Here is a 25,682-nt window from a genome sequence, read left to right on the forward strand (position 1 = left end):
AGGCGAAGCCATGCTTCGCTTTTTTTATGGGTACACGCCTATCGCGAGCCTTCATGCTTCCACGAATCCGCTGACCATGGCAGGCTGAGCGTGATTGTGATGAATCCCCGATATAGACGCCGTCTTCTCCTCTGTGCGCTTGTTTTGCTCCCGCTTCTCTGGTGGGCATTTGTCCCGATGACGCGTGCTGAGTGGACCTTGACCTCCTCCACGTCTCCCATCTCCCTCGGCCACGGTGCGACCGTGGTGACGAAGCATCTCGCGAAGGGGGATGAGAAGTGTGAGCTGACCTTGGTACTCTTTGATGAGTCCCAATGCCTGCTGCAGGTGGCGTCCAATGCCACCAAGAAAGGTGCACGTGCGGTGGCTGCCATCGCGGCGCAGGCTGGTGCGATTGCCGCGTGCAATGGCGGCTACTTCGACCCTCCCAAGATGCTGCCGTCGGGTCTCGAAATCGCAGGAGGTGTGCGCACTGGCACGCTGGATCTCGCCATGCCGTTTGGTGGCACGTTGCTGGTCGAAGGTGGCAGGGGCAGCATCATTGCCAGCGAGAAGTTTGCCGACCATCCCGGCATCAGTGATCTCATCCAATGTTGTCCACGACTCGTGGAGAATGGTCGTGAGATCAAAAATCTGGGCGACGGACCGGTGGCCCTGCGCACCTTCATTCTGACCGATGGTAGTGGGCGATGGGCTCTCGGGAATTCGGGGAACATCAAGATCCAGGAACTCGCCCGTGTCTTGAGCGATCCCAAGATTCTCTCCGAGCTTCAGGTGCAGAGCGCGCTGAACCTCGATGGCGGCCCCTCCACGGCATTGTGGTGCAAGCATGACACAGGCGGGCAGACATCCTCATCGGAAGTATGGAAAGTGCGGAATGTCATCCTCGTCTCGCCGAGAAAGCAGGGTGGATAATCCAGGTCACCACGGCCTCAGATGCTGGATTCTTGAAGAGGTTCTGGCTCCCTTTGCAACGTCTTGAACATCACAAACACAAACACGACGGCAAATAGTGTGGGTGCCGATATCAGGGTTTGTAGCACGGCGCCCGCCAGCCAGTGATCGAGTGCAGGCACCACCAATGCGATGATCGCCGATAGGATCAAGAGTACAAAAGCGATGCCAAAATACAAGGGAGCGAATACCAGGGCGAGATAGCCAAACACCACCCAGAAGCGGCTCCGGACAAGTATCACACTCCGGTCCAAGGCCACCCATGCATCATGGTCCTCATCCATGACGGCACACAGGCTGAATGCCAGTGCTGCAAGCACGAGAAATCCAGGGAAGATGCACATGGTGAAGCCTGCCGAGGAGAAGATGAATACACAAAAATTGACCAGCATGACGCTTCCAATTCGATCCATGGTGACGAACCATGTCTGGCCATAGGTGGGAGTTGCTCCAGACCAGGCCCGGGAAAGCGCTGCAAAGATTGCTGCGGGCGCCACCATCCCGAAGAGTCCTCCAATGGCTCCGGAGAACAGGAAGAACTGAAGCAGGTTCTCCGCCGGATTTACCCGGGTGGAAATGATGCCGACCAGTGCATTGACGGGAAAGGATACCGTGAGGTGTATCGCGAAGAAGAGCAGCCAGTGCCTGTAGAATAGCTCCCATGTTCTCTTCAACATGGGTTCAAGCTGGAAAGGAGTCGGAGACATTCCCGTGACTCCTCCATGATGTGGGTCCTCCGCCTGGCTCAAGTTCACAAAAGCGTAATCACACTCTGGAATGTCCAAGAAACACGCACTACGCGCGGCTCCAGGCCAGGGCGTCTTGCGCGGCACGTGCGATGGCGGCCTGTTTGTCCGCATCCAGCTCCGTGAGGAGCGGAAGCTGCGGGCCGGTGTCGGCGATGCCGGCGAGCTTCACTGCGTGATGCAGCACCTGGATGGGGCTGTACGCATTGCGCAGATCTTCCAGAGGCAGGAAGCGCTCACGGATGGACTCCGCCTTGTCATACTCGCCAGCCTGCAGCGCGAGCAGCAGTTCCTGGGAGCGATTTGGCGCCACGCACACGCAACCTGCGGTGAAGGCCTGCACGCCAAACTTCCTCCAGTGGATGATGGCGGGCTGTTCGCCGATGCCGCTCACGAGAAGCTCACGCGGTACTTCATTGGAGATGGCTTCCAGCAACGGATCCACGGCAGGGTCCTGACGCACCACGGCGTACTTGATCCAGGAGACAGCGCCCGCGTTCACGAGGCTCTTCACCACTTCCAAGTTCACGTAGCCTTCGTCCTTCACATACAGCACGATGGGGCGGCCGAGTTTTTCCACGATGCGCAGCACCGCTTCACGCACGCCTTCTGGCTTCGATACTGCCAATGTGGGCAGCAACATGGCCGTGGGGAATTTGGTTCCTTTGAGAATCTCCACCTGATCCATCGCCGTGCCGTAGAAGGGACCAATGGCGGGAACGATCAGCGTGTCCTTCGCCGCGACTTCCTCAAGCTGCGCCAGCACGCTGCCGTATTCGGAAAGGCTGATGTTGTAGAAGTTCGCATTGCCGCCGTAGAGCAGGATGTTCACGCCACCAGCCTCGATGTGCTTGATCAGCTTCGCGTTTTCAGCGGCGTCCACCTTGAAGTTCGCGTCACGGCAGAGCGGGGGCACGGCGATGACGGAGCGGCGGAGGTCGGCGGGAGTGAAGGTGGTTTGCATGGGAGAGGATTGATGCGGCCTAGCTAGAAACGAACTTTACGGAGTATCCGATTCATTAAAATAGTCTGTGGTGATGTCACGCGCAGAATGCAGTACCCGAATCAGGATGATCCCATCTTCAATGGGCTGGTAGAATATGACGTAATTCCCTTCCGGGTAACTGCGCAGATTTTCCGCCAGTTCAGGGCGACGTCGGCCCATCAGGTTGTTTTCTGACAAAACCTTCAATCGGGCATCCAGCTTGCGCAGCAGATTTGCTGCATGGTTGGGACTGTCTGCGGCGATATACGAATAGATGTCGTTGTAGTCTTGCTTGGAAGCCAGCGTGCGAAGGATTCGAGGCATGCTTTTTTCCGTTAACGGGCAGCGTTTTCGGCGATGATGCTCTCCGCGTCGAACTCGACAAACTCACCCCGGGCCGCTTGGTCTAGTCCTAGACCTACGTCCTGCCTCAGAGCGGAGAGGCGGCTTGCACGTGTTTCCTGGTCTGCCTGAAGGTTTCGCAGGGCGACAGCCACTACCTCGCTCGCACTGTAAAACGACCCGGAACTGACCGATTCATCTACAAAATGCTGAAGAGAAGGATCGAGATGGATGGCGACCGTGCTCATGATGCGTGAAGATACTGGCTGCCAGTGGGCTCGCAAGAGGTAACCACCGAGGAAAGGTTAGTGGATTCTCGGTTCCGGCGTGGGCGTGCCGGTGTAGTGCAGGAAGCGGAAGTCGCAGCCTTCGTCCGCCTGTGTCACTTCGTTCAGGAAGAGGTGCAGGTAGCCGCGGTCGACCTTGCGTGGAGCAGGCTTCCAGGCGGCCTTGCGCTTGGCGAGTTCCTCGTCAGAGACTTCCAGGGTGAGCGTGCGGTTGGGCACGTCGAGCGCGATGATATCGCCGTCCTGGACGAAGGCGAAGGGACCGCCCACAGCACTTTCTGGAGCAACGTGGAGCACGCAGGCGCCATAGCTGGTGCCGCTCATGCGGGCGTCGCTGATGCGCAGAAGGTCGCGCACACCGGCTTCAAGGAGGCGCTTGGGAAGGGGAAGCATGCCCCACTCTGGCATGCCCGGAGCTCCGAGCGGACCGGCGCTCTGCAGCACCATGACGGAATCCGCCGTGATGGGCACACTGGGATCATCAAGACGTGCGGCGAGGTCTTCGTAGTCCTTGAAGACGACGGCAGGGCCGCGATGCGTCCAGAATTTTTGTTCCATCGCGCTGTGCTTCACCACGGCACCATTGGGGCACATGTTGCCGCGTAGCACCGCCGTTCCACCTTCTGTGGAGAGCGGATTGTCGCGCGTGCGAATCACCTCGGTGTTCCAGATCTTGGCGTCGGCGATGTTCTCCGCGAGGGTGTGTCCATTCACCGTCATGCAGTCACCCACGAGGATGTCCTCCACCTGCTTCAGCAGGGCAGGCAGGCCTCCGGCGAAATAGAAGTCCTCCATGAGGAAGCGACCGGCGGGGCGCAGGTCGGCGAGACGCGGGGTCTTGCGTGAAATGGTGTCGAAGTCTTCCAGCGGAAGTTTGATGCCCGCGCGGCCTGCCATGGCGATGAGGTGCACGATTGCATTCGTGCTGCCGCCCACGGCCATGTCTGCGACGATAGCATTCTCAAACGCGGCCTTGTTAAGGAACTGGGAGGGGTTCAGGTTGTTCCAGACGTTCTCCACGATCTGACGACCGGAAGAGGCAGCCATGCGCCAGTGACGCGCATCGCTGGCGGGAATGCTGGAGGCGCCGGGCAAGGTGAGGCCGAGCGTCTCCGTGATGGCCGTCATGGTGGAAGCCGTGCCCATGGTCATGCAGTGGCCATGGGAGCGGGCGATGCCGTCTTCGATGTCGCACCAGTCTTCCTGCGTGATGTTCCCTGCGCGCAGCTCGGCCCAGTACTTCCAGGCATCCGTGCCGCTGCCCAGGGTCTGGTCGCGCCACTGTCCGCGCAGCATGGGGCCGCCGGGGACGAAGATGAAGGGCAGGCCCGCGCTCACTGCACCCATGATGAGGGCGGGAGTCGTCTTGTCGCACGCGCCCAGCAGCACCGCGCCGTCCACCGGGTGGCAGCGCAGCATCTCTTCTGCCTCCATCGCGAGGAAGTTGCGATAGAGCATGGTGGTGGGCTTCATGAAGTTCTCACTGAGCGACATCACCGGAATCTCCAGCGGCATGCCCCCGGCCTGCAGAACGCCCTTCTTCACATTCTCCGCGAGCACCTTGAAGTGCAGGTGGCAGGGATTGATGTCCGACCAGGTGTTCAGAATCGCGATGACCGGCTTGCCCTGCCAGTCCTCCGGTCCCAAGCCAAGCTGCCGTGCCCGCGAGCGGTGGCCAAAGGAGCGGAGGTCATTTGGACCAAACCAGCGGTGGGAGCGAAGTTCTTCAGGAGCGAGACGGGTGGGCATGGCGGGGAGGGAAAGGCAGTAAATCGAGCGGAAAACAAACTGGCAGCGGGAGGCGCAGCTATCAAGGACAGAGAGGATTTTGCGAATTCGGTCCGGAGGGGTGGGGCGGGCCGGTGCGAAGCAGTTGCGCGGACGCCGGATTGCAGTATCCGCAACGCTTGAGCATTCACGTTTCCGATCTTCCCATTGAAGCCCTGCGCCAGCCGATTGTGCACTGGTTTGCGCAGGCTGGTGTGCGCAATGCCGTAGTGCGCTCGCCCACCGGCTCCGGCAAGTCCACCCAGGTGCCGCAGATGCTGCTGGACCACGGTATCGCGGGGGACAAGCGCATCGTGGTGCTCCAGCCCCGCCGTATCGCCGCCCGCATGCTGGCGGCCCGCGTGGCGAAGGAGCGCGGTGCCCAGCTCGGCGATGAAGTGGGCTACCAAGTCCGCTTTGAGAATGTGTCCAGCAACAAGACTCGCATCCTCTTCGTCACGGAGGGGGTGATGCTGCGCAACATGCTGGATGACCCGGCTCTCAGCAAGGTGAGCTGCATCGTCATCGATGAATTCCATGAGCGGCATCTGGACGGCGACCTGTGCCTCGCCTGGGCGCGCGCCGTACAGGCGGAGCAGCGGCCGGATCTGCGCATCATCGTGATGTCCGCTACGATTGCACCGGACCCGCTGAAGGCCTTCTTGCAGCCCTGCGAAATCTTTGACTCCGAGGGCCGCACCTTCCCCGTGGAGATTGGTTATCAGGCTCCGCAGAAAGACAAGGCGGGCTACCCCGAGGCGGTGTGGGACCAGGCGGCACGCGCCGCGGAGGATCTCATCACGCGCCGTGGCATCGAGGGCGATCTGCTCGTTTTCATGCCGGGTGGCCATGAGATCCGTAGAACGATTGCCGCCATGAGCGGCCGTGCCTTCTCGCGCGGCTTCCGCATTCTGCCGCTGCACGGAGAGCTCACCCCCGCACAGCAGGATGAAGTGCTGCAACCCGGTGGCTCGCGGCGCATCATCGTGAGCACGAATGTCGCGGAAACCTCGCTCACCATCGAAGGCGTGCGTGCGGTGATCGATGGTGGTCTGGCACGTGTCGCAGCGCACGACGTGCGGCGTGGCATCAATACGCTCACGGTGCAAAAGATCGGTCGTGCCAGTGCAGATCAGCGTGCGGGCCGTGCAGGGCGTCTTGGCCCTGGCGTGTGTGTTCGTCTGTGGCCAGAGCGTGAGCATCTGCATCGCGCGGAGAGTGAGTTGCCGGAAATTCGCCGACTGGATCTCAGTGAGGCGCTGCTCACTCTGGAAGTGGTGGCCGAGCGTGCGGGTATGACGTTTGATTGGTTTGAAGCACCCACCGCGGAGGCGCAGCAGCTCGCGCGTACCATGCTGGAGTCGCTGGGTGCCATGGATCGCGAAACGAAGTCCATCACATCGCTGGGAAGGAAGATGTCCACTTTCCCGTTGCATCCCCGCTTCTCCCGCATGCTGCTCACGGCGATGGACCTCGACTGCATGGAGGACGCGGCGCTGTGTGCAGCCATCGCGCAGGGACGTGACATCCTGCTGAAACCCACCGAGCAGACCAAGCGCAAGCGTGAGGAGTTCTTCCATCGCGAAGACATCAGCGAGTTTCAGCCGCTCATGCGTGCGTGGGACAAGGCGAAGTCCGTGAACTTCAATCCGGATGCGTGTGCGCCCTATGGCATCCACGCGCGCGCGGCCCAGGAAGCGATGCGCAGCGCGGATCAGTTGCTCCGCTTGTGCCGCAGGGCAGGGGACTCACCCAAGATGGAGATCACCGCGGCGTCCCACGACATCGCGCTGGCGAAGTGCGTGCTCGCCGCCTTCTCAGACCACCTCGGTGTGGAGACCTCCAGTGGTTCCCGCGTGTATGCACTGGCCGCGGGCTACAAGGGTCACTTGGAAAAGGACGCGCATCTCAAGCCGCCGCCCATGCTCGTGGCGGCTGAGGTGGCGGAAATTCAAGGAAAGGCGCTTCAGGTGAAGCTGAACCTCACGACCAAGGTGGAAGAGACTTGGCTGGAGGAGCTTTTCCCCGGAGACATCACCACTGGTAAGCGCGCGGTCTATGACAGCGTGAACAAGCGTGTGACCAATCGTGAAGAGAAACGCTTCCGCGACCTGGCCCTGCATTCTCGTGAGCGCGGTGAACCCGATGCAGGTCTCGCGGCTTCCATCCTGGCGGATGAAATCATCGCGGGCCGATTGGAGATGCCGAACTGGACGGAACGCCATGACCAGTGGATCACCCGGTTGAACAGTCTCGCAACGTGGATGCCGGAACTGGAGATGCCTTCCATCGGCGATGAAGAGAAACGCCTGCTCATCGAGCAGATGTGCCTCGGCGCTACGGCTGCGCGGCAGCTTCGTGAAATCACCCCGGATGGTGCACTGAACGCGTGGCTCTCCCATTCTCAACGCGAGATGCTGGAGCGCTATGCACCCGAGCGTGTGAAGCTCGCCAACGGCAAAACGGCGAAGGTGGAGTATCGCGACAAGGCCACGCCGCAAATCAGTGTCGTTCTGCAGCAGCTCTACGACACGAATGAGAACCCCCGCATCGCCGGTGGGAAGGTCGTGGTATCCGTGAACATCCTCGCGCCCAGCCAGCGTCCCGTGCAGACCACGGGGGACTTGGGGAACTTCTGGAAGACAAGCTACCAGGCGGTGAAGACCCAGCTGAAGGGGCGGTATCCCAGGCACGAGTGGAGGTGAGCGAAAAGGAGGTTGGACTTTCCAGTCCGACAGTGGGCGTTAGGCCTTCTGGCCTGACAGCGAAGACGGATAGCCCTACAACCGTCGGGCTGGAAAGCCCAACATCCACTGTCAGGCCGGAAGGCCTAACCTCCGGGTGATGGTGGCGCGTGATTGAGTGACATCCCATCGCATTTACCGCGAGGCGTGGCATGATGGTCACGTACTCTTGTTCCCTGACTTTGACATTTCGGCCACGCACGCCTCCACATGCTGCTTATTCTTCCCATCATCCTGCTCATTCTCGCGATCGGCATCTCGAGGTTTGCCCTGCAACGGTATGAGCAGGGGATCACGCTGGGGGCAAAGCAGACAGTGCCCGGTGCGCTGACGGCCGGGGAAGCTGCGCGCTTGTTTTTGGACGAGCATGAGGCCACCGATGTGAAGATTGTGGAGCACAACGCCATGGTATCGGACTATTTCGACCCTGAGCGACGGGTGTTGTTTCTGAACAAAAAGGTGATGCAGGGCACGGATGCAGCATCATGGTCCATCGCTCTGCACGAGGCGGCTCATGCCACGCAGAAGGGTGAGGAGAAGAAGGCGCTCCTCTGGAGGTTGGGAAATATCCGTCTCGCACGCTACGCGCCTGCCATCATCGGGATCGCGGCCATCATCCTTGCGTTCGTGAAACGCGCCCCGCGCCCTGCCATCTTTGCCTGCGGTGTTGCCTTCTTCTTGATCGCCCTGGTCAATGCCATGAGCATGGCAGTGGAGTACAATGCCTCCCAACGCGTCTCGGCGTGGCTGGAGCGCAAACTGCGCCGGCACGCAGACATGCTGGATCTCTTCCAGCGCATCCTGCCGCGCGTGGCCTGGCGCGACACGGGCGCTCTGATTCGCTCACCGATGTACCTGCTCTTTGGCATGCTTCCGGTGGGCGGAAGGATGAGGCCGAAGTGAGATTGCTGCCTTGGGCGGGGTGAAGTCCGCGCCAAGGTGTATGTCGCAAAGCAGCGAAGCAGCGGAGCAGCAAAAGGGGATGGAGCAGCGCGTTGCGGTCGGCGGCCGAGGGCTGGGGGATGCGGGCGATTGAGGTGAGCACTGACACGCGGGAAGGCGAATGAAGGAGCCCGCAGCGTATGCATTGCTGATGCTGGTCAGGCCGGAGGCCAAACTTCCACTGTCAGGCGGGACGCCTAACCTCCTGCTGAAGGCACGCAACCTCGCCCCAAAACAGCTACGCCTCCCAGTCAGACCTGCGCGGTCGTGACATGGGAGGCGTAGTAGAAGGCTTAGCTGTAGAGCCGCTTACTTCGCGCTCACCCGGCCGTTGGTTTCCCAACCGCCGCCCAGTGACTTGTAGATGGCCACCAGAGCCACGGCAGTGAGGGTTTCGCTCTCGGCCTGACGGCTCTCGGCTTCCAGCATCACGCGCTCGGCGTCGAGCACGGTGAGGAAGTCGGCCACACCATTCTGATAGCGTTCACGGGCGAGCTTGGCGGCCTGCTGCGAGGCGGACGAAGCTTCACGCAGGAAGTCACGGCGAGCGCGCTGACGGCCAAAGGAGGTCATGGCGTTTTCCGTTTCTTCCAGGGCGCCCAGCACGGCCTGCTCGTATTGGGCGATGCTCTGCACGTTGCGGGCCTTGCTGGCATCGATCCCGGCCTTCACGCGGCCAAGGTCAAAGGCAGCCCAGGAGATGCTGGGGCCGAAGCTGTAGGCATCTGCACCGGACTTGGCGAGACCGGAGAAGGTCTCGGCCTGCAGGGCCACGCGACCGTTGAAGGTCACACGGGGGAAGAGGTCGGCGGTGGCCACGCCCACGCGAGCGGTGGCGGCCTCGATCTGGAACTCGGCAGCACGGATGTCCGGTCGGCGGCGAAGAAGCTCAGCAGGGCTGCCCACGCGCACAATGCTCGGCAGGGTGGGCATCGGCTTGCTCTTGAGCAGCTCGTCGAGCAGCACCTGGGGCTGTTGACCCGTGAGCACGCTGATGCGGTGGATGTTTCGGCGGATGGCGCTCTCGATAACCGGGATGGCCGCGAGCGTGGAGTTCAGCTGGGCACGAGCACGGGAGGTGTCGAGCTCCGTGCCACGACCACCCTGGAGTAGGCTTTCGGTGAGCTTGAGCGTGTCGCGCTGGTTGGCGGCGTTGCGCTCGGCCACGCCGAGTTCGTTCTGCAGGCCGCGAAGCTGCATGTAGTTGCTGGCCACATCAGAGGCGAGCAGCACGAGTGCGTCACGGCGGAGGGCTTCGGCAGTGCCGAGTTCGGCGAGCGCGGCCTTGTTGTTGTTGCGCACACGTCCCCAGAAGTCGACTTCATAGAAGCCATCCAGGCCCACATCATAGAGTTCCAGGCTGCGGCTGCGGCCGGGACCGGCTTGAGCAAGGCTGCTGCGCTGATTGAGGTAGCTCGCGTCGGAGGTGACCGTGGGGAAGTAGTCGAACCGGGCGGCTGTATGCAGGGCGCGGGCCTCATCCACACGGGCGGCGGCGATGCGCAGATCCGGGCTGTTGGCAAAGGCGCGGTCGATCAGGCTGTTGAGCTTCGAATCCTGGAATTTCCTCCACCAGGTGGCCACTTCGGTGTCTGCGCTGAAGGACGTCTCCTTCTTGCTGCTGGCGAACCGGGCGTCGGTCTTGGTCTCGGGACTGGTGAATTTGGGGCCGACGTTGCACGAGGCAAGCATCGCCGGCAAAAGGGTGATCGACACAAGGTGACTGGTCTTCATGCGGAGTGGACTGACTGTGGGAGGATTTTGACTGGCATCAAGCAATAGAATCGAGGCCTTCGCCTGACTGGATACTGCGGGAATGGAGAATACGAATCAGGCGGGCTCGGGGGATTGCGAAGTTGAGGAAGAATCGGAGAGGGCCACAGGCTCGTGGGATGACGGATGTACCTCATCAGCCGGCTTTTTCTTTCGGCTGAAGAGTTTCCGTATCACCACATAAAACACCGGAGTAAGGATCAGGCCGAAGAACGTGACGCCCACCATGCCGGAGAAGACCGCCGTGCCCAGTGCCTGGCGCATTTCCGATCCGGCACCCTCCGCGAGCACAAGTGGGAGCACCCCGAGGATGAAGGCGAAGCTGGTCATCAAGATGGGGCGCAAACGTAGTCGCGAAGCTTCAATGGCAGCCTCAGTAATCGACTTGCCCTGATCTTCCAGCTGTTTGGCGAATTCCACGATCAGGATCGCGTTTTTCGAAGCCAGACCCACCAGCACCACCAGACCGATCTGGGTGAAGATGTTGTTGTCCATGCCTCGCAACATCACGCCCACGAGGGCGGAGAGGATGCACATGGGCACAATCAGGATGATGGCCAGGGGCAGTGTCCAGCTTTCGTACTGCGCCGCCAGCGCGAGGAAGACGAAAATCACGCACAGGGGGAAGATGACGAGTGCGCTGTTTCCCGCGAGAATCTCCTGAAGGTAGAGTTCCGTCCACTCGATGGTGAAGCCCTTGGGCAGCTCGTCCTTCGCGAGCTTCTCCAGCATGGCGATGGCTGTGCCGGAGGACGTGCCGGGAAGGGTGGCGCCCTGCAAGTCTGCCGTCGAAGCCGTGTTGTAACGTTTGGCAAGGTCCAGACCCGTGGTCTCGGTCACTTTCACCAGTGTGCCCAGGGGCACCATCTCGCCCTGGTCATTGCGGACCTTCAGTTTCGTGATGTCACTGGGGGCAAGGCGGAACTTGGCATCCGCCTGCGCCGTGACCTGGTACGTGCGGCCGAAGCGGTTGAAATCATTCACATACAGAGAGCCCAGGCAGATCTGCAGCGTGTCGAACACATCGGCGAGTTTCACGCCCATGCTCTTGGCCTTGGTGCGGTCCACCTCCACGTAGATCTGCGGAACGTTGGGCCGGATGGTCGTGATGACGCTGGTGAGGCCGGGAAGGCTGTTGGCCTTCATCATCATGTTGAAGGCGGCGCCTGCCAGCGCGTCCTTGCCCTGGCCCGTGTTATCCTTGATCTGGAGCTTGAATCCGCCCGCCATACCGATGCCGTCCACGGGTGGTGTGGGGAAGCTCAGGCAGTAGGCTTCCTGGATCTGGGAGTACTCCGCCATCATCTTGCCAAGGATGACATTCAGACTCTTGTTGGGATCACCCGCACGTTTGTCATAGTCCTCCAGGCCGATGAAAATGGAGCCGTGGTTGGGCATGTTGCCGCCTGCCACGAGGGAGAAGCCGGGGAACTCGACGGTGTTGACCACTCCGGGAATCTTGCGGGCTGTCTCACCCATCTTCAGGATCACTTCACGCGTGCGCTCCAGCGATGCGCCATCCGGCAGTGCTGCAAAGGCAATGAGGAAGCCCTTGTCCGCGTTCGGCACGAATCCGGACGGCACCTTGTTGAAGAGGCTGCCCGTCATCCAGAGCAGGCCGCCGTAGAGTACGAGGGCGATGGCGGAGAAACGAAGCGTACGGCGCACGAAGCCGGCGTAGCCACCCGAAAAGCGCTCGAAGAACCAGTTGAAGCCCTTGAAGAACCAGCCAAACGCAAAGTTGATGCTGCGCTGGAACCAGTCCGGCTTCGCGTGGTGCGGCTTCAGAAGGATGGCGCTCAGCGCGGGCGAAAGCGTGAGCGAGTTGAAGGCGGAGATGATGGTCGAGACCGCAATCGTCAACGCGAACTGCCGGTAGAACTGTCCCGTCAGGCCGGAGATGAAGGCGGTGGGCACGAACACCGCGGTGAGCACCACGGCCACGGCAATGACCGGGCCGCTCACTTCCTCCATGGCCCTTCGCGCAGCGGCCAGCGGGGACAGGCCGAGCGCCATGTTTCGTTCGACGTTTTCCACCACCACGATGGCGTCATCCACCACAATACCGATGGCGAGCACCAGGCCGAAGAGGGTCAGGTTGTTCAGCGAGAAGCCGAACAGTTTCATGACCAGGAAGGTGCCTACGATGGACACTGGCACTGCAAGCAGCGGGATGAGTGAGGCACGCCACGATTGCAGGAAGACAATCACCACCAGCACCACCAGCAGCAGTGCTTCCACGAAGGTGTGAATCACCGCATCGATGGACTTCTGGGTGAAGATCGTGGTGTCATACACGATGTCGTACTTCAGGCCGGGCGGGAAGTTCTTCGCCAGCTCATCCATCTTCTCGCCGACCGCGTGACGGGTTTCGAGCGAGTTGGAACCGGGAAGCTGGAAGAGCACCAGGGCTGCCGCAGGTTTCCCATTCAGGTAGGAGTCGAGGTTGTAGTCACGAGCCGCGAGTTCCACGCGGGCCACATCCTTCACACGCGTGACCTGGCCGTTTTCACCACGCTTGATGATGATGTTCTCAAACTCCGAGGCCTCGATGAGACGGCCCTGGGTGGTGACCGTAAGCTGGTACTGGGTTCCGGGAGGGGAGGGTTGCGCGCCGAGCACGCCCGCAGCCACCTGCACGTTCTGCTCGCGAATGGCATTCACCACGTCGCTGGCAGTCATGTTGCGACCTGAGATGAGCTCCGGATCCAGCCAGACGCGCATGGAGTAGTCACGTGCGCCGAACACCTGCACCGAGCCCACGCCCGGGAGACGCGCGAGGTGGTCCTTCACGTTCAGGAAGGCGTAGTTCCCCACATAGAGACTGTCATAAGTGTCATCCGGTGAGAGCAAGTGCACCACCATCGCGAGGCTGGGCGACTGCTTCACGGTGGTCACACCGATGCGGCGTACCTCCTCAGGCAGCTTCGCCAGCGCGATGGACACGCGGTTCTGCACCTGGACCTGCGCCATATCGAGGTTTGTGCCCAGCTTGAAGGTGATGGTCACCGTGCAAACGCCGTCCGCCGTACAAGCGGAGGACATGTACAGCATGTTCTCCACCCCGTTGATTTCCTGCTCGATGGGGTTGGCCACCGTCTCGGACACCACCTGCGGGTTGGCGCCCGGATAGGTCGCGGTCACCACCACGGTCGGCGGAGCCACTTCAGGGTACTGCTCGACGGGCAGGGAGGTGAGCGCGATATAACCCGTAAGGGTGATCACGATCGAGAGCACCGCGGCGAAGATGGGCCGGTCGATGAAGAACTTGGCAAAATTCATGGCGTGGGGGAGATGCCGTGAGCGTGTGTTGAGTGGTCAGGAACCTGGAGGGGGGGCTCAGTTCGCTGCAGTTCCGGGAGCAGCACCGCCGTTCTGCGCTGTTTGTTGCGCCTTGGCGGCTTGTTCCTCGGTTATTGGATTCACGGGCATGCCCGGTCCGATTTTTGCCATGCCATTGACGATGATGCGGTCTTTCTCAGTGAGACCACTGCGTACCACGCGCTTGCCATTGATCACCGGGCCTACTTCGATGGGGCGGGGCATCACAATGTTCTGTTCGTTCACCACGTAGACAATCTTCTGCGCCTGGTCGGACTGCACTGCCTTGTCGTCGACCACGAAGGCCTCGTAGTCGCTGCCACCGGGGACACGCACACGGGCGAAGTAGCCCGGCTGCAGGGCACGCTGCCCGCGCTCCGGAAGGGGATTCTCAAACACCGCGCGCACCTGGATGGTGCCGGTGGTGGGATCCAGCCGGTTATCCACGAAGTCGATCACGCCCTTGTAGGGATAGCCGCTGTCATTCCCGAGCGCCATCTCACAGGGGATCTGGTCATCCCTCGGGCTCGCGGTCTTGTTTTCGCGATTGAGCTTCTGGTAGCGCAGGACGGTCATCTCATCCGCATCGATGTAGCAGTGGATGGGATCCAGGCTCACGATGCTGGTGAGTGCGGTCGCGCCCATGGGGCCGCCGACCACCAGGCCGCCCACGTCCATGAGCTTGCGGCCGAGCCGGCCATCCATGGGTGCCTTTATCTGGGTGTATTCGACATCCAGTTTCGCCTTGTCCACTGCCGCCTGGGTGACGCGCAAGCCTGCCTCTGCCTCGCGCACGGCCTTGCTGCGCGTGTCGTAGTCTTCCGCGGAGATGGCTTTGGAATCGAGGAGCTTGGAGGCGCGATCATACTCGGAACGAGAGAGTTCGAGTTTCACCTTGGCCTGTTCATGCTGGGCGAGTGCCTGGTCGAGCACGGCTTGGAAGGGGCGCGGATCGATCTGGAAGAGCAGCGTGCCTTTCTTCACCTCGGAGCCGTCCTTGAAGTCGATGCTCATGAGGTAGCCGGTGACCTGGGAGTAGAGCACCACGGATTTCGCGGCATCGACGCGCCCCGTGAATTCGTCCCACTCCTTCACCTTCTGCTTCACCGGTGCCGCGACGGTCACGGCGGTGGGAGGCGGTGGCTGCATCTGGGGGGCTTCCGGCTTGCAGGCGGACAGGACCAGCGCGGGGAGGAGAATACAGAGGGGGGGCAGGGGAGTTTTCATCTGCTCGAGAGGGGGAGTGCTGTGCAGAAGGTGTGCTTCGATGATTGTCAGTAATGCTGATGATTCCCACTGCTGTCAAGTTCTCGGGGGAAGCTATTTCAAGACAAAAGGCCTGCCAGAAAGGGGGGGAGACGCAGGCCATTTTGAGGCAGTCATACATACGTTTGAAAACCCTCGCGGATGCCTAACCCGGAAGAATTTTTGCACGCGGGTGCTTTACCGGGACTCGCTCCATCGATCAGACAGGATTACTCGGAATAGCCGCAAAAGAACGCAGAGATCGCAAAAGGTGGGTTTGGTCGTGCCGTCATGCGGGCTGTTTTGCGCTAACGTGTTGTGGGTGAATGCGCCCGGTAGCAGCTCCTCCCTTCTTTTTTGCGCTCTCTGCGTTCTTTTGCGGCCATTCCGAGCATCCTGCTTCCACTTTTAAGCGCCGTCCTCCCACCCCATCCTGCGCTTGCAGCTCGCGTCTCCATGCTCCATGCTGGCCCCTCCCATGTCCCAAGACGCTGAATCCTTCTACACCGCTTCCTCCACCCACAAGCACGCCGAGCCGCCGAAGGGCCACACCTACAAGCAGGCTGGGGTGGACATTCGCGAGGCGGCAGCGCTGGTGGGAGACATCGGTCAGCTCGTGAAGCGCACGCAGAAGCAGCGCCAGCTCGCCGGGGCCTTCGGCCTCTTCGCTGCTGCGTATGATCTCAGCGCGTACAAGCACCCGGTGATCGTGACCGGTTGCGATGGCGTGGGCACCAAGCTGGAACTCTTGCTGAAGCACGACCTCCTGGAGAATGCGGGCAAGGACCTCGTGGCCATGAACGTGAATGACGTGCTGACCACGGGTGCGGATCCCATCCTTTTCCTGGACTACGTAGGCGTGGGCAGGCTGGCCAAGGACAAAATCACCCGCTGCATCGCCGGCATGGTGGAGTACCTCGAAGCTTGCGGCTGCATCCTCGCCGGTGGTGAAACCGCCGAAATGCCCGGCATGGTTCCCGAGGGCGTGATTGAACTCAGCGGCTTTGCCATCGGCGCCGCGGAGAAGGGCAGCCTGATTGATCCCACGACCATCCAGAAGGGAGACGTGCTGGTCGGTTTCCCCAGCGCCGGCTTCCATGCGAACGGCTTCAGCCTCGTGCGCCGCGTAATTGAGGCGGAAAAGCTGGAACTGACGGATGAGGAGTACCAGACGCTCCTCCTGCCCACCCGCCTGTATCATGAAGAGGCGGCGGCTCTGCGAAAGAATGTGCCCAGCCTGCGCGCCATGTCCCACGTCACGGGCGGCGGTCTGCCAGAGAACCTTGGTCGCCTGATGGTCTTCGGCGGTCACGGCGCCCACGTGCGCGTGCCGCGCTGGCAGAATGCCGTGGTGCAGAAGATTCTCGCGCACGCGGACGAGAAGGACGCTTTTGACACCTTCAACATGGGCTTCGGCTGGGTCGCCATTGTAGCCAAGGAAGATGCGGACAAGGCTCTGGCCTGCGGTCAGGGTGCGGTGGTGCTTGGAGAGGTCGACGGCAGCGGCGAGGTGACCGTGGAACTGGTGTAAGACGACCAGTTATTAAATATTTTTGCGACCGCGGGCGTCATGGCTTTTTGCCTTGACGCCCGTTTCTTTGGCACTTCTGGCCGGGAATTCGTGTCCTTCGCCGTGGTGAATCGGGCCGCAAGATATGCGGAGCAAAACTCAGCAATAGCGCAATTCAGGATCATTGTGATACGTTCTACCATTGAATCACCGTCATCAGGTGGTTCGTGAACGTTACATCCAATTCGTGCCCCTATTTTCCCAGTAGCCACTTCCATGAAAACACTTCTTTCAGTGCTTGCTGCTTCCTTCGTGCTCGCCACTACCGCGTCCGCTGTGGAACCCGTGAATGCCCAGTGCCCAGTCTGTAACAAGAATGTGCGCCTCATTTTCCACAGCACCTTCAAAGGCCAGCGCGTGGCCTTCGCGACGGCAGAATGCAAGGACAAGTTCGACAAGTCCCCCACGAAGTATGCGGTGAAGGCGAAGTAACCGCGACTGGGAACAATTTCGAGAAGAGAGCCGGCAAAACCAGGTAATTCGCTGCCTTTGGCGAAGGCTCTTTTTGCAGAAGGAGGTGGGGAGCCGCCTCCTTCTTTTTTTGCTGTTTGCAGATAAAATATTGTCGCCAGCAGCTTCTCCTCCCGTAGAATTATCGAATACAAACCCGGCCTGACACGCCGAATGCCACTACCCTCTACAAAGAACATGAAAAAATTGCTCTGCCTCGCTTTTGCCATCTCTGGTGTCGCCTCCGCCGCGCCTGTGAATAAGACCTGCCCCGTGGGCTCCCGCCCTGTCCGTACGGACATCACCAGCACCTACCAGGGCAAGGAAATCGCCTTCTGCTGCAACAAGTGCAAAGCGAAGTTCGACGCGGAGCCTGCCAAGTATGCTGGCAGCGTGAAGTAGGCACCCACCTGGTACAACCAGATCTACTTTTGAAGGGCGGAAGCGTGAAGGCGTTTCCGCCTTTTCTTTTTCCGGCAGATTTGGCCGAGGATCGGACTCCGAAGTGGCGTTCTTTTGTTCCCGTTTCCTCAGAGACTCACGCACATGCCTGATTTCCGCCTCTTCCCGCATCTTGTCCGCCTCCTGCCGCTTGCTTCGGTGCTGCTGCTTCTCAATGCGTGCCGCACGCCGGAGCCCATCTGGAATGACGATGGCCGGACCATGACGGATCTTCGGGTGTTGCGAGACCGCAACCGCCCGTCGGTGGAGATCGACCGCGGAGTAAAGCTGTACGCGGACCGCATCAACTACACGGACAAGCGGCGCCGCACCGGAGAGGCGCAGGGCCGGGTGTTTCTGGATGTGGAGCCGTCTGCCCGCTACAAGTGGATGGTGGAGCACGGCCATGCAGACCGGGCCACGTTCGACCTTCAGGCCAGTGAGTTGATGCTGGCGGGTCGCCCCATGCTGGAGCGGCAGGAGATGACGATGATCGCCACCCGCGACTACACCACGATGCACCTCCAGTGGTATGGCAGGACGGCGCAGGTGCATGTGAAGGGCCCCACCTGGACGGATTTTGCCAGGTCCAACCCCATCCCTCCCGGTGCCCTGCCCGTGGTCGCCCATACGGTTCCGGTCCGTGCTCCGGATGCGCAAATGCCTGCCGGGCCGCCGGTTGGGAAGAAGTAAAGAAGTTGTTTCCAGCCTTGCCAGCAGGGGAATCTGCGGCATCGTTCACGCCCCCCGTTCCCAAGCATGAGCGACCCTATCCGGCACGAGTGCGGCCTCGCCGTTGTGCGGCTCCTGAAGCCGCTGGCATACTACGAGCAAAAATACAAGAGCCCTCTCTGGGGCCTCGACCGACTGCACGGGCTGATGCTCAAGCAGCGCAATCGCGGCCAGGACGGCATGGGCATCGGCTGCTGCAAGCTGGACATGCAGCCCGGCCAGCCCTACATGTTCCGCGTTCGCTCCAGCAAGAGCAACTCGCTGGAAGAGGTCTTCGGCGAGGTGATGGACGACTACAAGGACATCGCCCGGAAGGTAAACAAGCAGCGCAAGACGGCCGCTGAGGACGCGATGAGCCGTAGCAACGGGAAGCCCGAGTACCTGAAGTTTGAGCACGACCCGAGGGCGATCAAAGACCAGTTCGAGTTCGGTGGTGAAGTGTTGATCGGCCACCTGCGGTACGGCACCAGTGGCAGCTTTGGCAAAGCCTCCTGCCATCCCTACCTCCGCCGCAGCAACTGGCCCACCCGCAGCCTGATGGTGCTGGGGAACTTCAACATGACGAATGTCCGCGAGCTCAACGACCTCATGCGTGAGCGCGGCCAGCACCCCGTGGTGGACACGGACACACAGACAGTGCTGGAGGAAATCGGCTTCCATCTTGATGAGGCTCACACGGACCTCTACCGCGAACTCCGCGAGACCCTCACGGGCGTGGAGATTCCCGCGGAAATCAGCAAGCGTCTCGATGTGGCGCAGGTCATCAGTGACTCAGCCGCTGGCTGGGATGGTGGCTACGCGATTGCCGGCGTGATCGGCAACGGCGACTCCTTTGTCATGCGTGACCCGCATGCCATCCGCCCCTGCTTCTACGTGAAGACGGATGAGTACATCGCCTTCGCCAGCGAGCGCGCTGCGTTGCGCTCCGTCTTTGAGCTTGATGAAGAGGACACCCACGAACTCCCCGCGGCGCATGTGGCCGTGATCAAGAGTGACGGTGAGTTCTCCATCCAGCCCTTCACGCAGCCGCTGGAGCCGCGTCCATGCTCGTTTGAGCGCATCTATTTCTCGAGAGGAAACGACGCGAGCATCTACCACGATCGCAAAGCGTTGGGAGAGGTGCTCGTGCCGCAGCTTCTGGATGCTGTGGGACATGACTTGAAACACACCGTGGTGAGCTTCATCCCGAACACGGCGGAGACCGCCTTCTACGGGTTCATGGATGGCTTGCGCAAGCAGCGTCGGCTTCAGGTGAAGCGTGAGCTGATGGAGATGTGGGCGAGTGGCAACCTCGATGAGGATCGCATCGACGATCTCATCCTGAAGAACTGGCCACGCAGCGAAAAGATGGCGCACAAGGACATCAAGAGCCGCACATTTATCGCCCAGGAAGAGGGCCGCGATCTGCTGGTCTCTTCCGTGTATGACATCACCTACGGGGTGGTGGAGCCCTCGGACAACCTCGTGGTGCTGGATGACTCCATCGTGCGCGGCACGACGCTGAAGCAGAGCATCCTGCGCATCCTCTCCCGCACCAATCCCAAGCGCATCCTTGTCGTCTCCACGGCGCCGCAGATTCGCTATCCGGACTGTTATGGCATCGACATGAGCGAGCTGGGCAAGTTCATCGCCTTCCAGGCGGCCATTGCCCTGCTGCAGGACAACCTCCAGCACGATGTCATCGAGCGCACCTATGACCTCTGCCTCAAGGAAGTGAAGAAGCCTGCGGCCGAGCAGGTGAACCACGTGAAGGATATCTACAAGAACTTCACGAACGAGCAGATCTCCGCGAAGATCGCCGAGCTGGTGAGTCCCAAGGGGAACGGCTGGCACGGCGAGGTGAAGATTATTTACCAGAGCATCGAGAATCTTCATCTCGCTCTCGGTCCCAATGCCGGAGACTGGTACTTCTCCGGCGACTATCCCACTCCCGGGGGCAACGCCATCGCCAACGAGGCCTACATCCGCTACAAGCGCGGTCAGGGCGGGCGCCCCACTGATTTGTTTACCACGGAACCATGAAGATACTCGTTACTGGAAAAGGCGGTCGCGAACACGCGATCATCACCGCCCTTCGGGAAAGCGCCCCGGATACGAAAATTTTTGCCTATCCCGGCAGCGATGCGATTTCCGAGATTGCCACACGGGTGGAGGCAAAAGACCTCCTGGACCTCGTGGCATTCATGCAGCGTGAGAAGGTGGACCTGTGCGTGGCTGGTGAGGAAGCCTATCTGGTGAAGGATCGTGGTCTGGCAAATCTGTGCGCCGAAGCCGGTATCCCCTGTTGGGGTCCGGTGAAAGAGGCCGCCCAGCTCGAAGCCAGCAAGGCCTTCGCAAAGCATTTCCTCAAGCGCCACAACATCCCCACCGCCGCCTTCAGCATCGCGCACACGAAGCATGAAGCGCTGCGTGCCATCACCACCTACCCGGTCGTTCTGAAGTTCGACGGACTGGCTGCCGGCAAGGGCGTGGCGGTGTGCCAGACGGAGGCGGAAGCCGTGGCTTTCCTGGATGAAGTCTTCACCTCGCGCACCTTCGGTGAGGGTGACATGATCGTGGAAGAGTGCCTCACGGGACCGGAGATTTCCATCTTCGCCAGCGTGTGTGATGGGAGCTATCACATCTTGATGCCGGCGCGTGACTACAAGCGCATCGGTGACAACGACCAGGGCGCGAACACCGGCGGCATGGGCGCGGTGGCCTCCCGCCAGCTCGCGGATGCAGAGTTGCTTGAGCAGATCGAAGAGACCATCGTGAAGCCCACGGTGGCCGGTCTGCAGAAGGACGGGCTCAAGTACCGTGGATTCCTCTACTTCGGCATCATGCTGACTCCCCAGGGGCCGCAGGTGCTGGAGTACAACTGCCGCTTCGGCGATCCCGAAGCTGAGGCCGTGCTGCCGATGGTGCGTGGAGATTTCGCCTACTACCTGCTCGCCGGTGCGCAGGGCACGCTCAAGCGCGACCTCGTCCACTTCGTGGATGGCTGGAGCGTTTGCGTCATCCTCGCCAGCGCGGGCTATCCCGCCAGCTCACGGAACGGGGATGTAATCTCCGGACTCGATGGAGTGAATGGAGCCCGAGTTTTCCACTGCGGCACACGCAAGGGCGAGAAGGGTTTCGAGACCAACGGCGGCCGTGTGCTGGCCGTGGTCTCCCAGGGTACGACCCGCGACGAGGCCCGTGATAAGGCGTACCAGGCTGCGGAGGCGATCTCCTTCGATGGACTGCAGCGTCGCAGCGACATCGCGAAAATGCATTTCGAATAAGCGGGACCTTCGCACTCCGTTCGATTCTCTCCCCCAACAACAAGCACCAACCCAACCAACCACCACACCCTCGTGAAGATCGTCATCATCTACGGAAGCGCCAACGACCAGGCATTCATGCAGCCCGGCCGCGACTACATGGACAAGGAAAAAGTCGCGTATGAAGAGCGCGTGCTCTCCGCCCACCGCAACCATGCGGAACTCGCCGAGTACCTCAAGGAACTGAACGCGAGCGGCGAGAAGATCGTGATCGTCGCGGTGGCAGGTCTCTCCGCTGCGCTTCCTGGCGTGGTGGCCGTGCAGACCGAGTATCCCGTGGTGGGCGTGCCCGTCCCCGGAGGTCCGCTCAATGGCATCGACGCTCTGCTTTCCATCTGCCAAGTGCCCGGACAGGTGCCGCTCGGCACGGTGGGCCTGCACAGCAAGGCTGGTCTCAATGCGTGCATGTTCGCGCATCGCATCCTGAAGCTGGCGCAGTAGTGTGCCTGTATTCAGGAAGTCGGGTCTGCTGACTCGGCAATGTGTGGCGGGTCTTCGGACCCGCCCTTTTTGTTTTGTTGTGCTGTGTAAACAGACTGTAAAGCGACTTGCTGCAAAAGAGTTTGTCTTCAGGGAGGCGGTTCGGTACAACGGGGCTGAGGACGGCGTCACGTCTGATGCCCTCCATAACAGCCTTCCTACCTTCCGGCCATGACACCCGCATCGACTGACAAGTCCATCACGGCTCGTGTCGCTGTGATTCTCTCCTCCGCCTCGCTGATGGGCGGATTCGTCTGGTATTCGCACATCAAGGCTCAGCCGCAAACGTTACCGCAACAACAACAAGCTGTGGCACAGGGAGAAGGTGCCAAGACAGAGGCGGGGGACTCCCCGCGTGCGATGACGATTCTGCCGGGTTCGAAACGCTCGAACGCAGTACTTGCGCCTGATGATTTTCGCTCCGCAGGCGTACCGCTTCCGCAAGCGAACGAGGATGTAAACCCCGCAGTGGCGCCGCCGGCTCCGTTAGAGGCCAAACCTTCAATTCCGGTATTTATGTCGGGTAGCAAGGCGATGACGCGAGGTATGCGGGCAGAGGATGTTCCCAAAGTATTCACGACAAGTGATGTCGCAGGACCTTCCTCGCTTGCCAGTCCGCCGAGCCTGGCTCCACAGTCATCCGAGCTTGGAGCGCCCAACCCGCCGCGTACGGCGGGGAAGGGGGCATCTGCGCCGCCCTCAAACATGATGCTCTCGGGATCCAAGTCCTTTGCAGGTCCGGTCATCTCTGTGGGTTCTGTCGGGACGCTTACGCTTGGAGATGGCTCGGGAAAGCCCCAGGCATTGTCCCTGCAAAAGCAGCTTTCCGCCAATCAGTCGCCACCTCCATCGCGAGTCATGATGGCGGGCTCAAAGAGCCTTCCGACCCCGCCTTTCCCCACGGAAGCTATCCAGAAGATGGTGGAGCGAGGGAAGCTTCCTTCCGCGCTGCCATCGCGTGCGGAAACACCCATCTTCACTAGCAGCAAGTCAGGGCCGATTTTCCGAACAGTTCCTCAGGTTTTTCCCCTTCCTGCTGAGCTTCAAGCACCCGCGTCGAACGCTCCGCCTGCCACCATAAAGGCTGAAGAAGCTGTGCCACAGCTTCCGGCTGCAACGCACGCCCCAGCGTCGCCATGAACATGAATATCTCCGGTCTTATTCTCTCCACCGGGTTGAGCATCCTTTTTCTGGCGCTCGTGTTCCGGCCGTTGGAGAAGCTCTTTCCCGCGAGGGAGCAGAAGTTTTTCCGCCCGGAGTGGTGGACGGATCTCTTCTTCCTTCTGGGGCAGTATCTGCTGTGGAGCGGGCTGGTGTTCTCAGCGCTCTATGTCTGCCGCGGCTGGCTGCACGCCTTTGTGCCGGAATCCTTCCGCACCGCCGTGGCATCGCAGCCGTGGTGGTTGCAGGCGGTGCAGGTCATCGTCTTGAGTGACTTCCTCATCTACTGGGGCCACCGTTTGCAGCACCGCGTCGGCTTCCTCTGGAGGTTCCATTCCATTCATCACAGTGCGGAGCATCTGGACTGGCTGGCGGCGCACCGGGAGCATCCGGTGGATTCCATCTACACCATCGGGCTCATCAACCTGCCGGCTTTCATTCTTGGCTTTCCCTTGGAGACGCTGGCGGGCTTCATCGCCTTCCGGGGCATCTGGGCCATCTACATCCACTCGAACGTGCGTTTGCCCCTCGGGCCGCTTCGCATGCTCATTGGCGCGCCGGAACTGCATCACTGGCACCATGACAAGGCCCGGGACGCAGGGAACTACGCGAATATCTCACCGCTCATGGACATCCTCTTTGGCACCTACCGCTGCCCGGACCATGAGCCTGAGTCCTTTGGCATTCATGAGCCGATTCCACGGAGCTACCTCGGGCAGATGCTGCATCCCTTCCGACGGAAGAAACGCACGGAATAAGCTGGGCGCACCTTCCGCTTGCATCCGGTGACAGAAGAGACACACTTGGGTTTTAATGCCGGACAAAGAGCCGATCCTCACCAAGCAAGACATCGCCCAGCGCATCGAGCGCATTGCTGCCGCCATTGAGGAGAGAAAACCGGGCAAGGACCTCGCTCTCGTGGGGATTCACCGCCGGGGAGTGCCGCTCTCGGAGCGTGTGTATTCCCTTCTGAAGCCGAAGCTTCCTCATCTGCGCATCGGGCGGGTGGATATCTCCCTGTACCGCGATGACCTGCATTCGCTGGAGGTCATGCCCAAGCTGGTGGGCTCGGACATCCCCTTCGACCTGGATGGCATGCACGTCATCCTCTTCGATGAAGTGATGCACACCGGCCGCACCTCGCGCGCGGCGCTGGAGGAACTGCTGGACCATGGACGTCCTGGCAAGGTGGAACTGGCGGTACTGATCGACCGCGGTGGCCGCCAATTGCCGATGTGTGCGGACTATGTAGGCCAGGATCTGGAGGTGCCGGAAGGGCAGCGAGTTTCCGTGTGTTTTGAAGAAGTGGATGGCGAAGACGCCGTGTATGTGACAGAAGGAGGACGTCGATGACCCCTCGTAAAGACCTGCTGGATATCCAAAGCCTGACGGATGAAGAACTGGACTTCATCCTCACCAACGCTGTTCCCTTCAAGAATCTCTTCAAGCGCAGTGTGAAGAAGGTCCCCACGCTGCGTGGCCGCACGGTGTTGACGCTCTTTTACGAACCCAGCACGCGCACGCGCTCCTCATTCGAGGTGGCTGCCAGCCGTCTCTCAGCGGACGTGGTGAACTTTTCCGTGAGCACTTCATCGGTGGTGAAAGGGGAGAGTGTGCTGGATACCATTTCGACACTGGAGGCCATGCGCACCGACTATGTGGTGGTACGCCACAGCAACTCCGGCATTCCCAATCTCATCGCGAAAAACACCACCGCCTCCGTCATCAATGCCGGCGATGGCTTCCATGCGCATCCCACGCAGGCGCTGCTGGATGTGTTCACCTTGAAGGAGGTCTTCGGCGGTGATGTGCGCGGGTCGCGTATCGCCTTCATCGGAGACATCCAGCACTCGCGTGTGGCCCGCTCCACGAATCTCCTGTGCCGCCGCATGGGCATGCACACCGCCATGCTGGCGCCGAGTTCGCTCATCCCACGGGAGCTGCCCAAGGATATCGCTGTCTTCGGATCGTGGGCCGAGCTCTACGCGTGGAAGCCGGATGTCATCTACCTCCTGCGTGTGCAGATGGAGCGGCAGAATGTGCCCTTTTTCCCAAGCCTAGGCGAGTACCACCGCCAGTTCGGCATGACAGACGACCGCCTCGCCCGCATCCGCGACGCCGGTGTCTGGGTCATGCATCCCGGCCCTGTGAACCGCGGCGTGGAACTCACGGACAATGTGATGACCTACGAGCGCTGCCTGATTGACCAGCAGGTAGAGAATGGCATCGCGGTGAGGATGAGCGTATTGTACTGGCTGAAGCCTGGCAGTGTGGGCGAGGATGTCAATCCATGACAATCGAGGTAGCCCCTTGTCACAATCGATTTGAGGGTCCATGTTTTGCTATGTCTATGGAGTCGTTCCAGCAGCATAAGGAGGTTACGGTATCTCCCAAGGGTAGCGGTTTGTTCACAGACGAAGCTACCTCCAGAGTGACC

Annotated in this window: 21 protein-coding genes; 13 read left to right on the forward strand and 8 right to left on the reverse strand. The window is 60.7% G+C overall.

Annotation, left to right across the window (positions count from 1 at the left end):
• Nucleotides 1–198: 198 nt before the first annotated feature.
• Nucleotides 199–915, forward strand: coding sequence for a phosphodiester glycosidase family protein (locus G5S37_RS07580; protein ID WP_165202352.1), 717 nt, complete (start codon nucleotides 199–201; stop codon nucleotides 913–915).
• Nucleotides 916–932: 17 nt separating this feature from the next.
• On the opposite strand, the gene G5S37_RS07585 is transcribed toward G5S37_RS07580, so the two are convergent.
• From G5S37_RS07585 to araD, 5 genes are all read right to left on the reverse strand, one after another.
• The gene (locus G5S37_RS07585) at nucleotides 933–1,661 is read right to left on the reverse strand and encodes a hypothetical protein (RefSeq protein ID WP_165202354.1); all 729 of its coding nucleotides are present in this window, start codon (nucleotides 1,659–1,661) and stop codon (nucleotides 933–935) included.
• An 88-nt stretch (nucleotides 1,662–1,749) separates the two neighbouring features.
• Complete coding sequence (locus tag G5S37_RS07590) at nucleotides 1,750–2,664, reverse strand: dihydrodipicolinate synthase family protein (protein WP_165202356.1); 915 nt, start codon at nucleotides 2,662–2,664, stop codon at nucleotides 1,750–1,752.
• A 36-nt stretch (nucleotides 2,665–2,700) separates the two neighbouring features.
• Complete coding sequence (locus tag G5S37_RS07595; protein WP_165202358.1) at nucleotides 2,701–3,009, reverse strand: type II toxin-antitoxin system RelE/ParE family toxin; 309 nt, start codon at nucleotides 3,007–3,009, stop codon at nucleotides 2,701–2,703.
• A gap of 11 nt (nucleotides 3,010–3,020) precedes the next feature.
• The gene (locus G5S37_RS07600) at nucleotides 3,021–3,275 is read right to left on the reverse strand and encodes a type II toxin-antitoxin system ParD family antitoxin (RefSeq protein ID WP_165202360.1); all 255 of its coding nucleotides are present in this window, start codon (nucleotides 3,273–3,275) and stop codon (nucleotides 3,021–3,023) included.
• Between the two features lie 57 nt (nucleotides 3,276–3,332).
• Nucleotides 3,333–5,063, reverse strand: coding sequence for an L-arabinonate dehydratase (gene araD / locus G5S37_RS07605; RefSeq protein WP_165202362.1), 1,731 nt, complete (start codon nucleotides 5,061–5,063; stop codon nucleotides 3,333–3,335).
• Between the two features lie 158 nt (nucleotides 5,064–5,221).
• On the opposite strand from araD, the gene hrpB reads away from it, so the two are divergent.
• Together hrpB and G5S37_RS07615 are read left to right on the forward strand one after the other, a co-directional pair.
• Complete coding sequence (hrpB, locus tag G5S37_RS07610; RefSeq protein ID WP_165202364.1) at nucleotides 5,222–7,786, forward strand: ATP-dependent helicase HrpB; 2,565 nt, start codon at nucleotides 5,222–5,224, stop codon at nucleotides 7,784–7,786.
• Nucleotides 7,787–8,035: 249 nt separating this feature from the next.
• A complete protein-coding gene (locus tag G5S37_RS07615) occupies nucleotides 8,036–8,728 on the forward strand; it encodes a zinc metallopeptidase (RefSeq protein ID WP_165202366.1) in 693 nt (230 codons plus the stop codon).
• A gap of 348 nt (nucleotides 8,729–9,076) precedes the next feature.
• Here G5S37_RS07615 and G5S37_RS07620 read toward each other — a convergent pair whose 3' ends face one another.
• The 3 genes from G5S37_RS07620 to G5S37_RS07630 form a co-directional block, all read right to left on the reverse strand.
• Entirely contained in the window at nucleotides 9,077–10,501 is a 1,425-nt protein-coding gene (locus G5S37_RS07620; RefSeq protein ID WP_165202368.1) for an efflux transporter outer membrane subunit, read from the reverse strand.
• A 96-nt stretch (nucleotides 10,502–10,597) separates the two neighbouring features.
• Nucleotides 10,598–13,822 (reverse strand): multidrug efflux RND transporter permease subunit, encoded by a 3,225-nt coding sequence (locus G5S37_RS07625; RefSeq protein ID WP_165202370.1) that lies wholly within the window; start codon nucleotides 13,820–13,822, stop codon nucleotides 10,598–10,600.
• 57 nt (nucleotides 13,823–13,879) lie between these two features.
• Complete coding sequence (locus tag G5S37_RS07630; RefSeq protein ID WP_165202372.1) at nucleotides 13,880–15,088, reverse strand: efflux RND transporter periplasmic adaptor subunit; 1,209 nt, start codon at nucleotides 15,086–15,088, stop codon at nucleotides 13,880–13,882.
• A 496-nt stretch (nucleotides 15,089–15,584) separates the two neighbouring features.
• Here G5S37_RS07630 and purM point away from each other — a divergent pair, with 496 nt between their 5' ends.
• From purM to G5S37_RS07680, 10 genes are all read left to right on the forward strand, one after another.
• Nucleotides 15,585–16,637: a phosphoribosylformylglycinamidine cyclo-ligase gene (purM, locus tag G5S37_RS07635; RefSeq protein ID WP_165202374.1), complete on the forward strand. Its 1,053-nt coding sequence runs from the start codon at nucleotides 15,585–15,587 to the stop codon at nucleotides 16,635–16,637.
• Between the two features lie 255 nt (nucleotides 16,638–16,892).
• Nucleotides 16,893–17,108 (forward strand): YHS domain-containing protein, encoded by a 216-nt coding sequence (locus tag G5S37_RS07640; RefSeq protein WP_165202376.1) that lies wholly within the window; start codon nucleotides 16,893–16,895, stop codon nucleotides 17,106–17,108.
• 216 nt (nucleotides 17,109–17,324) lie between these two features.
• Nucleotides 17,325–17,528 (forward strand): YHS domain-containing protein, encoded by a 204-nt coding sequence (locus G5S37_RS07645; protein ID WP_165202378.1) that lies wholly within the window; start codon nucleotides 17,325–17,327, stop codon nucleotides 17,526–17,528.
• Between the two features lie 144 nt (nucleotides 17,529–17,672).
• Nucleotides 17,673–18,260: a hypothetical protein gene (locus tag G5S37_RS07650; RefSeq protein ID WP_165202380.1), complete on the forward strand. Its 588-nt coding sequence runs from the start codon at nucleotides 17,673–17,675 to the stop codon at nucleotides 18,258–18,260.
• A gap of 66 nt (nucleotides 18,261–18,326) precedes the next feature.
• On the forward strand, nucleotides 18,327–20,321 hold the full coding sequence (locus tag G5S37_RS07655) for an amidophosphoribosyltransferase (protein WP_165202382.1): 1,995 nt from the start codon (nucleotides 18,327–18,329) through the stop codon (nucleotides 20,319–20,321).
• Nucleotides 20,318–21,565 carry a phosphoribosylamine--glycine ligase gene (gene purD / locus G5S37_RS07660; protein ID WP_165202384.1) on the forward strand — a complete coding sequence of 416 codons (1,248 nt, stop codon included), beginning with the start codon at nucleotides 20,318–20,320 and terminating at the stop codon, nucleotides 21,563–21,565. Before G5S37_RS07655 ends, purD begins: the two co-directional genes overlap by 4 nt.
• 72 nt (nucleotides 21,566–21,637) lie before the next feature.
• On the forward strand, nucleotides 21,638–22,045 hold the full coding sequence (locus tag G5S37_RS07665; RefSeq protein ID WP_165202386.1) for an AIR carboxylase family protein: 408 nt from the start codon (nucleotides 21,638–21,640) through the stop codon (nucleotides 22,043–22,045).
• A 1,175-nt stretch (nucleotides 22,046–23,220) separates the two neighbouring features.
• Nucleotides 23,221–24,003, forward strand: a complete 783-nt coding sequence (locus G5S37_RS07670; protein ID WP_206026349.1) for a sterol desaturase family protein — start codon at nucleotides 23,221–23,223, stop codon at nucleotides 24,001–24,003.
• A gap of 55 nt (nucleotides 24,004–24,058) precedes the next feature.
• Entirely contained in the window at nucleotides 24,059–24,598 is a 540-nt protein-coding gene (gene pyrR / locus G5S37_RS07675) for a bifunctional pyr operon transcriptional regulator/uracil phosphoribosyltransferase PyrR (protein WP_165202388.1), read from the forward strand.
• Entirely contained in the window at nucleotides 24,595–25,539 is a 945-nt protein-coding gene (locus tag G5S37_RS07680) for an aspartate carbamoyltransferase catalytic subunit (RefSeq protein ID WP_165202390.1), read from the forward strand. Before pyrR ends, G5S37_RS07680 begins: the two co-directional genes overlap by 4 nt.
• The last annotated feature ends 143 nt before the right edge of the window (nucleotides 25,540–25,682 follow it).

It is taken from the genome of Roseimicrobium sp. ORNL1, assembly GCF_011044495.1.
Classification (GTDB): Bacteria; Verrucomicrobiota; Verrucomicrobiia; order Verrucomicrobiales; family Verrucomicrobiaceae; genus Roseimicrobium.

Bases quoted from the DNA above. Each gene is read 5' to 3' on its own strand.
- G5S37_RS07585 (WP_165202354.1), bottom strand. From the start codon at position 1,661: ATGTCTCCGACTCCTTTCCAGCTTGAACCCATGTTGAAGAGAACATGG.
- G5S37_RS07590 (WP_165202356.1), bottom strand. From the start codon at position 2,664: ATGCAAACCACCTTCACTCCCGCCGACCTCCGCCGCTCCGTCATCGCC.
- G5S37_RS07595 (WP_165202358.1), bottom strand. From the start codon at position 3,009: ATGCCTCGAATCCTTCGCACGCTGGCTTCCAAGCAAGACTACAACGAC.
- G5S37_RS07600 (WP_165202360.1), bottom strand. From the start codon at position 3,275: ATGAGCACGGTCGCCATCCATCTCGATCCTTCTCTTCAGCATTTTGTA.
- araD (WP_165202362.1), bottom strand. From the start codon at position 5,063: ATGCCCACCCGTCTCGCTCCTGAAGAACTTCGCTCCCACCGCTGGTTT.
- G5S37_RS07615 (WP_165202366.1), top strand. From the start codon at position 8,036: ATGCTGCTTATTCTTCCCATCATCCTGCTCATTCTCGCGATCGGCATC.
- G5S37_RS07620 (WP_165202368.1), bottom strand. From the start codon at position 10,501: ATGAAGACCAGTCACCTTGTGTCGATCACCCTTTTGCCGGCGATGCTT.
- G5S37_RS07625 (WP_165202370.1), bottom strand. From the start codon at position 13,822: ATGAATTTTGCCAAGTTCTTCATCGACCGGCCCATCTTCGCCGCGGTG.
- G5S37_RS07630 (WP_165202372.1), bottom strand. From the start codon at position 15,088: ATGAAAACTCCCCTGCCCCCCCTCTGTATTCTCCTCCCCGCGCTGGTC.
- purM (WP_165202374.1), top strand. From the start codon at position 15,585: ATGTCCCAAGACGCTGAATCCTTCTACACCGCTTCCTCCACCCACAAG.
- G5S37_RS07640 (WP_165202376.1), top strand. From the start codon at position 16,893: ATGAAAACACTTCTTTCAGTGCTTGCTGCTTCCTTCGTGCTCGCCACT.
- G5S37_RS07645 (WP_165202378.1), top strand. From the start codon at position 17,325: ATGAAAAAATTGCTCTGCCTCGCTTTTGCCATCTCTGGTGTCGCCTCC.
- G5S37_RS07650 (WP_165202380.1), top strand. From the start codon at position 17,673: ATGCCTGATTTCCGCCTCTTCCCGCATCTTGTCCGCCTCCTGCCGCTT.
- G5S37_RS07655 (WP_165202382.1), top strand. From the start codon at position 18,327: ATGAGCGACCCTATCCGGCACGAGTGCGGCCTCGCCGTTGTGCGGCTC.
- purD (WP_165202384.1), top strand. From the start codon at position 20,318: ATGAAGATACTCGTTACTGGAAAAGGCGGTCGCGAACACGCGATCATC.
- G5S37_RS07670 (WP_206026349.1), top strand. From the start codon at position 23,221: ATGAACATGAATATCTCCGGTCTTATTCTCTCCACCGGGTTGAGCATC.
- pyrR (WP_165202388.1), top strand. From the start codon at position 24,059: ATGCCGGACAAAGAGCCGATCCTCACCAAGCAAGACATCGCCCAGCGC.
- G5S37_RS07680 (WP_165202390.1), top strand. From the start codon at position 24,595: ATGACCCCTCGTAAAGACCTGCTGGATATCCAAAGCCTGACGGATGAA.